The following is an 11,819-nucleotide window of genomic DNA, read 5'->3' as shown; positions in this document are numbered from 1 at the left end:
GGCCCCCGGGGGCCCCCGGCCGGTGCTCCGCTACTCGGTCTTGATCGCCGTCAGCATGTTGAGCTTCGCCGCGCTGCGCGCCGGCCACAGCGACGCCAGGACACCCACCAGGGCGGCCAGCGCCAGGAAGAGCGCGATCCTGTCCCACGGTATGAACAGCGCGTACCCGGGGATCGCGTTCTTGATCGTCTGACCGATCGCCCAGGCCAGGAAGGTACCGAGGCCGATCCCGACCACCGCGCCGAAGAGCGAGATCACCACGGCCTCCAGCCGGATCATCCGCTTCACCCTGCGCCGGTCCAGACCGATCGCGCGCAGCATGCCGATCTCCTGCTGCCGCTCGAACACCGACATCGCCAGGGTGTTGACGACCCCGAGGACCGCGATGATCAGGGCCATCGCCAGCAGGCCGTACATGATGTTCAGCGCCGTGTTGATCAGCCCGCTGTTCTGGTTCCTGATGTCGTTCTGGTCCATCAGCGTGATCGCCGGGTTCTTGCCCAGGGCGTCCACGAGGGCCTGCTCACGGGCGCCGCTCGGGCCGCCGTCCGCCTTCACCCACACCTCGCGGATGAAGTGCTTGGCCTCGTGCGGGTTCGCCAGCTCCGTCGAGATGAGCAGCGGGGAGAGGAACTCGTTCCCCTCGTAGACCGCGCCGATCTTCAGGTCGGCGCTCTTCCCGTCGTTGTACTTCACCTGGATGGTGTCGCCGGTCTTCCACCCCTTGGACTTCGCGGTGTCCTCCGCGACCGCGACCGCGTCGCCGGAGAGCGAGCCGAGCGAGCCGGAGACCGTGGTGAGGTTGAAGACCTTCTCGATGGCCCCGGGGGTCACCCCGGAAGCCGACTCGTACTCGCCCTTGATCTCCAGGTCGACCGCCTGCTGCGGGGAGACCGCGCTGACGCCGGGGGCCTTCTTCAGCGCGCTCAGGGCGCTCGGGTCGAGAGGGTTGCCGTTGGCCATCATGGCCTTGTAGTCGGCCTTGATGTTGTCCGTGGTCATCTGGTCGATGGCCTGGCCGATCGTGACACCCAGCACGGTGAGGCCGGTGACCAGGGTGAGTCCGATGGCCAGCGCGGAGGCGGTGGCTCCGGTGCGCCGCGGGTTGCGTACGGCGTTCTGGGCCGCCAGCTTGCCCGACACCCCGAAGACCCGTACGAGCAGCGGCCGTACGAGCGCGATGACCGGCCGGGAGAGCAGCGGGATGAGCACGATGACGCCGATCATCGTGAGGAATCCGCCCCCGGCCAGGATGAACCGGCCCTTGGAGCCCTGGTGCGCGCCCACCAGGATCCCGGCGGCGCCCAGCAGGGCGATGACCAGACCGATGGAGTTGCGGACGACGAGGGACTTGGTGGTGGCCACGGCGTGCACGCTGCTCATCGCCGCCACCGGCGGGATCTTCGCGGCCCGGCGGGCCGGCAGCCAGGCGGCGAAGACGGTGATCAGCACACCGACGCCGAGCGCGGCGGCGATCGCGACCGGGGAGACGATCAGCGGTCCGCCCGGGATCTTCGCGCCGAACGAGTCCATCAGGCCGCGCAGTCCCATCGCCAGACCGAGCCCGAGGACGAAGCCGACGACCGAGGCGATGATGCCGACGATGGCCGCCTCGGCCAGCACCGAGCGCTTGACCTGCTTGCGGGAGGCGCCGACGGCGCGCATCAGCGCCAGTTCCTTGGTGCGCTGGGCGACCAGCATGGTGAAGGTGTTGGAGATCAGGAAGACGCCGACGAACAGGGCGATGGCGGCGAAGGCCAGCAGCATCTGGTTGAGGCCGGAGAGACCCGACTCGATCTCCTTCGCCTGCTTCGTGGCCAGCGCGTCGCCGGTCTCCGCCTCGGCGTTCTTCGGGAGGATCTTCTTCACCTGCGCGAGGAGCGCGGTGTCGGAGGTGCCGGGGGCGGCGCTGACGGTCGCCTTCTCGTAGTAGCCGGGCTCCAGATAGAGCTTCTGGGCGACCTCGGTGGTGAAGAGGACCAGGCTGCCGCCCGCGTTGACCGCGCCGTCCTCGGTGGTGAAGACACCGGAGAGGGTGTACTCCTTCACCGGTCCGTTGGTGGCGACCCGCACGGTGTCACCGACCTTGTACTCGCCCTTGGTGGCGGTGTCCTTGTCGAGCGCGATCTGGCCTTCCTCGCGGGGGCCCGAGCCGTCGGTGAAGGTGTACGCGGGGTCCTTGCCGTTCTCGCCGGGCGCGAAGTTGGAGCCCGTGTTGGACCAGCCGTCGCCGATCAGCTTGCCGTCGGGGTCCGCGACCCCGGCGAAGTTCTCGATGCGCCCGGTGACGGAGGCGACCCCGTCGAGCGCCTCGATCCGGTCCATGGCGGCCTGGCTGAGTCCCGGGCCGCCCTTGCGGGCCTCCGGGTCGTCGCTGTCGCGGAAATCGTAGGCGGAGACGGAGACGGCTACGTCCTTGTAGCTCTTCACCGACTGGTTGCGGAAGGCGCTGCCGAGGGTGTCGGTGAAGATCAGGGTGCCGGAGACGAAGGCGACGCCGAGCATGACGGCGAGCACGGTCATCAGCAGCCTGGCCTTGTGCGCGAGCACAGTTCGCAGGGCGGTACGGAACATGATGGGAGTCCTGGTGAGGGTGGGCCGGAGGGGACGGGACGGGGCGTACGGTCAGCTCGTGCGGCCCTTGGCGTCGAACGCCTTCATCCGGTCCAGCACGCCGTCGGCGGTGGGCGCGAACATCTCGTCGACGATGCGCCCGTCGGCGAGGAAGATCACCCGGTCCGCGTAGGAGGCGGCCACCGGGTCGTGCGTCACCATCACGACGGTCTGGCCCAGCTCCCGTACCGAGTTGCGCAGGAAGCCCAGCACCTCGGCGCCGGAGCGCGAGTCCAGGTTCCCGGTCGGCTCGTCACCGAAGATGATCTCGGGCTGCGAGGCGAGGGCGCGGGCGACGGCCACGCGCTGCTGCTGGCCGCCGGAGAGCTGGGTGGGCCGGTGGCCGAGCCGGTCGGAGAGGCCGATCATCGTGATGACCTGGTCGAGCCACGCCTTGTCGGGCTTGCGGCCGGCGATGTCCATGGGGAGCGTGATGTTCTCCAGGGCCGTCAGGGTCGGCAGCAGGTTGAACGCCTGGAAGATGAAGCCGATCTTGTCCCGGCGCAACTGCGTGAGCTTCTTGTCCTTCAGGGTGGACAGCTCGGTCTCGCCGATGCGCACGGAGCCGCTGCTGAAGCTGTCGAGGCCGGCCACGCAGTGCATCAGCGTGGACTTGCCGGAGCCGGACGGGCCCATGATCGCGGTGAACTCACCCTGGCGGAAGTCGACGGAGACATGGTCGAGCGCGACCACTTGGGTCTCGCCCACTCCGTAGACCTTCGAGAGATCGGAGGCGCGGGCGGCCACCGTGGTGGCGCGGTGGGCGAGCGGGGTGGTGGTCACGGAAGAACACTCCTGTCGGAACGGTCAGGACGGAGCCGGAACGGACCCGGCGGCGGGGCTCCGCGAGCGGAGGAACCCCTCCCTCGGCGGACTCCTCCATCCTCTTCTCGCCTGGCCCTCCGGGCGTCCGTCCCGATGCCCGTTCCCGTGGCCCTCTTGGGTCTGACCCACCGGGCCGCGCTCTCCTCCTCGGGTATGACACCGCCCCTGAGAGGGTGTAAGCACGCCCCCCGGAGGATCCCCGCCCGCCCGCGCGACCACCTGCGCGCCGGAGGCGCTCCGGCGCACGCCCGGAGCGGTGGCTGTGCCGGATGCGTGACCGGGCGGCGACTTTTCGTCATTCTCGTGTGCCTCGGTACGAGATGGCCACCCGCGCCCGGCATGTGCCGATGACTTGTTACGTGCCCTGACGCACCCTCAGACCTCAATAAAATAAGACAACATCGGGTAGGCGCTCGGCTGTTCGAGTGGTGTGTCCCGATAGGCTCCTGTGCCAACGCGGCGTCGCGCGCCTTGCCCGGATGGTGGAATGCAGACACGGCGAGCTTAAACCTCGCTGCCCCTCGGGGGCGTGCCGGTTCAAGTCCGGCTCCGGGCACATCTCGCGCCACCTGTGTTGAGCAGCGGAAACGACCGATTTCCGCTGTCACTCTGTGTGTGCTTGGGCGCACCGTGGGCGCACGGCGCCTCTACGCTCGGTCCATGGCGTACGTCGCGAAGCGGAAGAACCGGCTCGGCGAGTTCACGAGCTATCAGGTGAAATGGCGTCTGGGCGGGTCACGAGATGGCCGCTGGCAGGACGAATGGTTCGAGGACGAGCCGTCGGCCGATGTCTTCAAGAAGGCCGTCAACGAGCACGGGCAGCAGTGGCCCCCGGGTGGGTGAAAGGCAAGGGGTACATCGACCCGATGGCCGGCGACGACGCCCGGTACGTCTTCGCGACGTACGCACGGGAGTCGGTGAAGAACCGGACCGGCGTCGAGGGGCACTACAAGGACGCGATCATGGAGGAGTTGGAGACCTGCATCCTTCCGGCCTTCGCGCATCGCGACATCCGCAGTACTGAGCACTTCGGCAAGGCCACTGTCAGCGCCTGGGTGAACCTGATGGCGAAGACGAAGGTGTGGCGGGGCTCCAGACAGGAGATGAGCCCGAAGACCCTCAAGAACCTTCACGGCCTGCTGTCCTCGATCCTTCGGGAGGCGACGCAGGAGGAGCCGCCGCCGCGCGACCGCAACCCGTGCGAGTCAACCCGGTTGCCGCGTACAGACGACGACGGAGTGATCGACGACGGTGAAGACGAGGACATGTGCTTCCTCGAACCGTCCGAAGTCCAAGGGGGCGTCGACCAATTCGATCGGCCGGAAGACAAGAAACTGGTGCGCCGGAAGTACGCGACGGGTCTGCGATGGGGTGAACTCACCGCGGTCGCGAAGCGCCAGGTCTTCCGCGACCCGAAGGACGGCGAACCGAAGCTTCGGGTGACCCGGGCCTGGAAGCGGCGGACGCGGGAGGATGGCGGCGGCTATTACCTGGGTAAGCCGAAGCCGAAGCGATCCCGCCGCACCGTGAGGCTCGACGAGATCACGTACCAGGAGATGATCGACGACGGCCTCAATGGTCTCAAACCTGGGGATCTGCGGCACCACAACGACAAGGGCGAGCGGCTGCCGTACTCGACTTTCTACGACCGGTTCGTGGTGGCCGTACGGCGGGCGAAGGAAGCTGGCACGCTGGACCCCGATCAACGCCCGACGATCCACGACCTGCGGCACTCCCACGCGGCGGCGCTGCTGTCGGCCGGACGGGGTTTGACCTACGTCCAGCGGCGATTGGGCCATGAGTCGATCACCACGACGTCGGACCGGTACGGGCATCTGCTGCCTCCGGCCGACGACGGCCCGCTGGGCACAAGCTCCTCCATGACCGTCCAGGGGACGGCGATACGCTCCCTTCCGACCGCCCGGATCGTCCGCAGGAGGTCGGCGCTGCTGCTTTCCAGACCGACCCCGCGGAGGATGCACGCATCCAAGATGATCACTGACTGGCTCCCACCCCTTGATGTTTCAGGCGATGTTCGCAGGATGTGGGGCCTGCCTGCATGGGGATTGGTGGCCGACGGTTGGCCTCGGCGCCGTGCGCGCTGAGGCCAGTCCCAGCGCACTGGCGTGCGTGAAACCTCCTTGCGTGGAGTGTCTGGAATGCGAGCATCCGATCGCCGCCGGCCTCGCCGTGTGCCAGCTCCATAAGGGTTGGCTCTGGCGGCATGGCGCTCCCGGTGCGCGCCGGGGCCTTGACAGCTCCCTGCTGTCGTGCCGCACTCGCTCGCTATCGGACTGTTGTCAGCGGATGCCGTCCCAGGCGCGACGCTCGTCGGGGGCGGGGTCGTCGACCACGCGAACCTTCTCCGCGATCAGTGCTGTGGGCCGGCGGGTTGTGTCATAGGGCTCCCACCCCGGCGCGCCTTCCCTGGCGAAGGACACCCATGTCTCGTGTGCCGTGGCGGCTGCTGTCGGCGAGGGCTGGTCCCCTATGAGCGCCCGTACGCTGTCGTGGCCCTCGGTCCGGAAGATGAACGGCACCTCCGTCGCGTGGCACGTGCCGAAGCCGTGGTTGTCGGTCGGCTCCAGATGGTCGAAGCGGTACACCCAGGTAGGCCCGGCACCCCCGGCGATGCGGGCTTCGGCGTACCGGAGGGCCGGAACGGCGTAGGTCCAGTCGGTGCTGACCGCCGCGAGCAGATCGCCGGGGGTGGCGCCGGGTCGCGCGGCGCGGTAGACCTCCACCGCTTCCGGCCCGAGCCCGAGTGCCCCCGCCGCGCCGAGCAGGGCGGCCTCGTCGATCGCGTCGAGCGTGTGCGTGGCCACGAGGAACAGGCGGCCTTCGTCGCGGTTCCAGCCCGTGAGCAGCGGAACCGGCGCGCTTGTACCGGCGCGAGCGGCGTCCAGCGGATGGAGCGGCAGGACGGTACCGTCGACCACCGGTGCGAACGGCAGTTTGCTCGCTGCGAGGCTTCCCCACCTGGCGGGATCGAGATCGCTCTGGATCGCGGCAATCACCTCGGAAGCGGCGCGCACGAGCCGGCCGGGCGGAACGGCGGCGATGGCATCCCTGGTGAACGGCACTTCGAGGGTTTCGGCCAGCAGGCTGCCGACCGCCAGCCCCTGCTCGGAAGTGAGCGTGGCGGTGGCGGCTCCGGACTGCGTGACGGCGCGGGCGAACAGCCCGGCCGCGGACGGCATCGCCAGCAGGGCGGCAATGCTCATCGCGCCGGCCGACTCCCCCGCGACCGTCACATTCCCGGGGTCACCGCCGAAGGCGGCGATGTTGTCCCGCACCCATTCCAGCGCGGCCACCTGGTCCTGCAGGCCTGGATTGGGCACGCCGTCGCCGAGAAAGAGAAAACCCTCGGCGAGGAGCCGGTAGTTGATCGCCACGCAGACCACGCCGCTGCGCGCGAAGGCCGACCCGTCGTACGCCGCCACGGAATTGGAGCCGTTGGTGAACCCGCCGCCGTGGATCCATACCAGCACCGGAAGACCGCTCGCCCCGGGGGCGGGTGTCCAGACATTGAGGTTGAGGCACTCCTCCCCCTCGATCTCCACCTCGTGGAAGAGCTGCCGGAAGACAGGCGGATAGTCCTCTTTCGGCACTGTCGGCCCCATGCGGCCGGCGTCGCGGACGCCCCGCCACGGAATCACCGGCTGCGGCTCCCGCAGCCGGTTCGGCCCGAAAGGCGGCGCGGCGTACGGAACTCCCAGGAAGGAGGCGACACCGTCGCGTATTCGGCCTTCCAGGGTGCCGCCGTCGACGGCCACCCGGGGGTTGTACACGTCTTTCGACATCAGAACTCCTATAACGTTGCAAAAGGGTGCCCATGGCGTGCCGACCGGGACAGCGAATCCCGATATGGCCGCCTCGATCCGCCCGAGCCCTTCCCTCGGACGGCCGAGCACACTGCGGGTCCGGGACGGGCCCGATCCGTCCGAGTGTTCGATGCACCCTTCCAGAGGACGTGCCTGCCCCTCCGATGGTTCACACCAGATGCCCGGGTCTTACGGCCCGGGGAGAATCCACGGAACCGTGGCCATGCTCGTGGCGATGCGGGCCTCGCCCGACGAGCCGACCGCGCCGGCCGTCGCGACCTGAACGAGCTGGTCCGGTCCGCGAGGCCACTGCGAGGGGCTGGGGCGGCAGGATCGCCCGGCCGCCCCAGCCCCCTCCTCGCCGGGCCTGCGGCCTACCGCTCCTCGGTGACGCGGAGGGTGACACCGTTCTTGATCGTCACCTTGGCCCTGAGGTCGTCCGCCTTGGCGGCCTTCTCCAGCTCGGCTTCCGTGCACTTCTGTGCGGTCTGGCCCTCGGCGTCCCCGCAGATCCCGCCCGCGCCCCGGATCTCCGTGGCCCGGGACACCCAGAACTGCTGATCCATGCCGTCGGTGGTGACCGTGCAATTGCCCGGTGCCTGGTAGGACACCTCGCCGCCCTCGAACGTGCCGCTGACCCCGCTCCTACCGCTCACCCCGCCGCCCCGCTCCTGTCGGCGGTCTTCTACTCGGTCGCCGTGCCGTCCGCGCCGGCGCCCTGGGTGGTGTCGTCGTTCTGGCAGGCCGTCATCAGCAGCGTGCCCGCAACGGCGTCGGCAGCGACAAGAGCGGAACGGACCCGCGGCGAAGTCATGATGAAGAAACCCCTCTCGGAAGGAGTGAAGCGAGTGCGGTGGTCCGCGGCCTGGGAGCCGCTGGGAAACACCGTGCCCCGCTCCGGACGCTCCTCCCGGGTGAGACGGGGGCCCGGAGACGAGGTACTGACGCGAAGGACAACGGGCTGCGGAGGCGACCGGTTCAACGCCCGTCGCCCCCGCAGCCCGTTGTCCGCGTCGTTCCACGTACGGCGCACGACACGCCACGCACGGCGATGAACCGTCCGCGTGCTTCCGCCGTTGTGCACGACCGGAGAGGCGGCTTGCGTTCGACGAAAGACGCCCTAGGGGCGCCGACACCAAGTCAGCCCTTTCGTGATCTGAAAACTGGATCTGGCCTGGGAGGTTTCCGTCGGAACCCACCCTCCGGGATGGCCTGCCATCCACCGCTGCAATCGGCCGGATGATCTGGACATCGGGGTACGGAAATGATCAATCTCGCAGAACTCGCCCTCCTCTCGTTCGCCGGGTACCGCGGCACGCGGCTCGCCGTCCACGACTCGCTCCTGGATCCGGTCCGTGAACGGCTGACCGCCTGGCACGGGAAGCGCCCCGAGTCTGCGCTCCGCGAAGCCGTCGTGACGTCTACATCGACGGCCCGCATCTTTGGCGTGGACGGGGGCGGCCGGGAGAGCGCTCGCGCCGAGGTGGCGGCCCCTCTCGCCGAGCTGCCGCACCGCGCGGTTCGGCTGAGCCACGACGTCCCGGCGAGCGCCGCCCTGCTGGACAAGGTCGCCCACACGATCTGACCGTCCGGCGCTGAAGAGGACTTGGGCCACCGTCCCGTGCCGCGTCCTGCGTACGGGGCCGGGGGCGGGGCCATCGCCTCCACCGGTCGTTCCCGCCGGGCAGCAGGGATGCCGGGCGCCGCTCCCTGTCGGGCCGTGGCGCCGTTTCGTCTGTCCGCACAGCGGTCAGGCGGCCGGCAGCAGGCCCTTCTGTACATTCTCGGCGCGCAGGGCGAGGAGTCCGAGGAGGTCGGTCATCTCCTTTGCGCCGACAGCTTTGAAGTCCTCGTCGGAAGGGCGGCGGCCCACCCCGCTGACGGTGACGGCGACGGTCACGCTCCCCACGCGTGCGACGGCGCCTGTCCGCTCACCTTCGGAGCCTTTGGAAGGAGTGGCGGAACCCATCCAGCTCTCGTCTCCGACGTCGGGCGGTGGCAATGCCTTCGTCGTCCACTGGGGCAGGTCGCTCCCGGCGAAGGGCGCGATGTAGTCCCGCACTCTTTCGATCTCGAAGGGCCAGATGGTCTTGGCCTTCGAGACGTTGGTGTAGGACGTGACCTCCAGCCAGAAGTGCACGTTTTCGGACCCTTTGAGGTCGTAGAAGACGAATGCGGTGGCGAGCTTCCCCCACTTGTCGATCTGGTCAAAGGTGATCGAATCGGGTTCGGAGGTGTACGTCAGGTACGGCGGCACCTCGGTGGGAGCGGGCAGCGTGGAGAGGAGGGCTGAGGCGGGGAGCGCGGTGACGGTCGGCTCCCACTCGGGTCTTAAGGCTCCGCGGCTCGGACTGCCGCCTCCCGAAGGGTTCGTCGCGGCAGTCCCTGGGGGGCTGTCCTTCGCCTCGGGCCCGTTTGCCAACCGGGCCCCGCCGTAGACCCCCAGGCCCACCAGCCCGACGAAAGCCACCGCGGCCGCGATGAGGGACAACCGCACGTTCCGTGTGTTGCTGATCGATACAGGGCCGAGGGAGATCGTGTTCCGGCCCCGGATCGTCGTCCCGTCCAGCGTGATACTTCCCGTGGTGACCCGGGCTGACACGGCGGTCCGCTGCTGGGCGAGCAGAGCGGAAAGCCGCTCCGCGAACGCCGGGTCGGCATCCACTTCCGTACGCAGCAGATCACCCACGGCGGCGACCGCGGCGGGGTCCTCCGGCTGCTGGTCCAGGGAATCCAATGCCTCACGGCCACGATCGGTCCCGCCCAGACGGTCACGGATCGCGGAAACGATCGCCTGTCCCACTTCGGTGCCCGCGGCAGAAACGCTCCCCACCGCCACCTGCTGAACAATCTGGAGCAACGACTCGATCATGAGGCCCTTCCAGCTGCCCGATGGCTATGCGCATGAGCATGGCAGAGGCGGGTCGGGTAGGGCAGGCACACTCAAGGACGGCCGCACGAGGTCCGGGACCAGCTCGTCCCGCGGCTTGCGGCGGCCCATGTGAACCGGATGACGCTGACCGGCGGTGAGCCGTTCGTGCACGCCGGCCCGATTCAGATCATCGGCGACTTCCGGACGGCCCGCGTGAGTGCCGGCGCCTGCTGCGCCGACGCGACGATGGTGACGCCCCATCGGATCGCGCGCCTGGCTGAACTCGACGCCGGCATGAATGTCTCGCTCGACGGCTTCTCGACGGACTCGCACGGTGCGCTCCGGGGGCGTCCCGCTGTGTCGGGAGCCTGGCACCGATGGGCGCCAGGCCCCCGGCTGCCGTGTCGGGGCGCGCCGACGGTGCCCCATGGGCGCACCGACCCCCGCCGATTCGGGATTTTTCTGGCTGGAACGGGGCAGGGCGGGCCAGTTCTTCGAGGCCGGAGCGTCGCCGCGGGGCAGTGCCGGTACCCCTGCCGGTTCACGTCCGGCTCCGGGCACATCACGCGCCACGCGCCGGCTGGCGCCGCGGTCCCTTTCGGCGGGTTTTGTGACGAGCGGCACGCCGTGAGCGCCCGATTCGGCGAAAGATCCTCCCCGAGCACTAGGGCGTACGCTTTGCTGTCCCATTACTCTTGACGCAAGGCCGCGCTGGGTGGCCATGGAGGAGTGAGATGAGGAGCAGCAACCCGGTCTTCTCGCGACGGGGCTTCAGCCGCGACAACGGCCACGCGGGCTTCAACGCGGCGCCGCAGGCCGGGGGCCCCGCAGTAGGAACCAACCCGTACGCGACGAACCCGTACGCGACCAACCCCTACGCGCAGCAGCAGGGCGCCCCGGTCGGCACGCCGCAGGCACCGCCGAGCACCGGTGCCATGACCATCGACGACGTCGTCACCCGTACGGGTATGACGCTGGGCACGGTCGTGCTCACGGCGGTCCTCTCCTGGGTGCTGCTGCCGGTCGACCAGGCGAACATGGGCACGTCGTACGGGATCGCCATCGGCGCCGTGCTCGTCGCCTTCGCCCTGTCGATGATCCAGTCCTTCAAGCGCAAGCCGTCCCCGGCGCTGATCCTGTCGTACGCGGCGTTCGAGGGTGTCTTCCTCGGCGTGATCAGCAACGTCGTCAGCACCTACATCGCGCCCGGCGTGGTGGTCCAGGCGGTGATGGGCACGATGGCGGTCTTCGCCGGCGTGCTGTTCGCGTACAAGATGCGCTGGATCCGCGTCACGCGCCGCTTCTACGGCTTCGTGATGGCCGCCGCGATGGGCTTCGTGCTCCTCATGGTCGCCAACATGCTCTTCAGCGTCTTCGGCGGCGGCGACGGCCTCGGCTTCCGCAGCGGTGGCCTCGGCATCCTCTTCGGCATCATCGGCATCATCCTCGGCGCGTGCTTCCTGGCGCTCGACTTCAAGCAGGTCGAGGACGGCGTCGCGTACGGCGCTCCGCGCGAGGAGTCCTGGCTGGCGGCGTTCGGTCTCACACTGACCCTGGTGTGGATCTACATGGAGATGCTGCGGCTCTTCTCGATCCTCAGCGGCAACGACTAGCGGGACCGGTGGAACACCCGACGAGCCGGCAGCGGCCGACCGGGTGACGTGAGTTGACGGAGGGGTCCGCGG

10 protein-coding genes and 1 tRNA gene are annotated in these 11,819 nt (G+C 69.0%); 5 read left to right on the top strand and 6 right to left on the bottom strand.

Features of this window, described 5'->3' with window-relative positions:
* Positions 1–30 precede the first annotated feature (30 nt).
* The gene (locus ACFXPL_RS36105; RefSeq protein ID WP_384927407.1) at positions 31–2,574 is read right to left on the bottom strand and encodes an ABC transporter permease; all 2,544 of its coding nucleotides are present in this window, start codon (positions 2,572–2,574) and stop codon (positions 31–33) included.
* Between the two features lie 51 nt (positions 2,575–2,625).
* Positions 2,626–3,396, bottom strand: coding sequence for an ABC transporter ATP-binding protein (locus tag ACFXPL_RS36100; RefSeq protein ID WP_384927406.1), 771 nt, complete (start codon positions 3,394–3,396; stop codon positions 2,626–2,628).
* A 515-nt stretch (positions 3,397–3,911) separates the two neighbouring features.
* Here ACFXPL_RS36100 and ACFXPL_RS36095 point away from each other — a divergent pair.
* From ACFXPL_RS36095 to ACFXPL_RS36085, 3 genes are all read left to right on the top strand, one after another.
* Positions 3,912–3,994 (top strand) — tRNA-Leu (locus ACFXPL_RS36095).
* 104 nt (positions 3,995–4,098) lie between these two features.
* Positions 4,099–4,281, top strand: coding sequence for a hypothetical protein (locus ACFXPL_RS36090; protein WP_384927405.1), 183 nt, complete (start codon positions 4,099–4,101; stop codon positions 4,279–4,281).
* A 23-nt stretch (positions 4,282–4,304) separates the two neighbouring features.
* Positions 4,305–5,543 (top strand): site-specific integrase, encoded by a 1,239-nt coding sequence (locus ACFXPL_RS36085; RefSeq protein ID WP_384927404.1) that lies wholly within the window; start codon positions 4,305–4,307, stop codon positions 5,541–5,543.
* Positions 5,544–5,738: 195 nt separating this feature from the next.
* Here ACFXPL_RS36085 and ACFXPL_RS36080 read toward each other — a convergent pair whose 3' ends face one another.
* The 3 genes from ACFXPL_RS36080 to ACFXPL_RS36070 form a co-directional block, all read right to left on the bottom strand.
* Positions 5,739–7,352, bottom strand: coding sequence for a carboxylesterase/lipase family protein (locus tag ACFXPL_RS36080; protein ID WP_384927403.1), 1,614 nt, complete (start codon positions 7,350–7,352; stop codon positions 5,739–5,741).
* Positions 7,353–7,636: 284 nt separating this feature from the next.
* Positions 7,637–7,918 (bottom strand): hypothetical protein, encoded by a 282-nt coding sequence (locus ACFXPL_RS36075; protein ID WP_384927402.1) that lies wholly within the window; start codon positions 7,916–7,918, stop codon positions 7,637–7,639.
* A 29-nt stretch (positions 7,919–7,947) separates the two neighbouring features.
* Positions 7,948–8,076 carry a hypothetical protein gene (locus ACFXPL_RS36070; protein WP_384927401.1) on the bottom strand — a complete coding sequence of 43 codons (129 nt, stop codon included), beginning with the start codon at positions 8,074–8,076 and terminating at the stop codon, positions 7,948–7,950.
* 450 nt (positions 8,077–8,526) lie between these two features.
* Between ACFXPL_RS36070 and ACFXPL_RS36065 the strand changes: the two genes are divergently transcribed.
* Positions 8,527–8,847 carry a hypothetical protein gene (locus tag ACFXPL_RS36065; protein ID WP_384927400.1) on the top strand — a complete coding sequence of 107 codons (321 nt, stop codon included), beginning with the start codon at positions 8,527–8,529 and terminating at the stop codon, positions 8,845–8,847.
* 165 nt (positions 8,848–9,012) lie between these two features.
* Here ACFXPL_RS36065 and ACFXPL_RS36060 read toward each other — a convergent pair whose 3' ends face one another.
* Positions 9,013–10,134: a hypothetical protein gene (locus ACFXPL_RS36060; RefSeq protein WP_384927399.1), complete on the bottom strand. Its 1,122-nt coding sequence runs from the start codon at positions 10,132–10,134 to the stop codon at positions 9,013–9,015.
* Between the two features lie 734 nt (positions 10,135–10,868).
* On the opposite strand from ACFXPL_RS36060, the gene ACFXPL_RS36055 reads away from it, so the two are divergent.
* Positions 10,869–11,747 (top strand): Bax inhibitor-1/YccA family protein, encoded by an 879-nt coding sequence (locus ACFXPL_RS36055; RefSeq protein WP_384927398.1) that lies wholly within the window; start codon positions 10,869–10,871, stop codon positions 11,745–11,747.
* Positions 11,748–11,819: the final 72 nt, after the last annotated feature.

The sequence above is a fragment of the Streptomyces sp. NPDC059092 genome, assembly GCF_042756365.1.
Lineage (GTDB): Bacteria > Actinomycetota > Actinomycetes > Streptomycetales > Streptomycetaceae > Streptomyces.
Note: the sequence above shows the minus strand (reverse complement) of the source record. Positions and strands in the feature narration are given on the sequence as shown.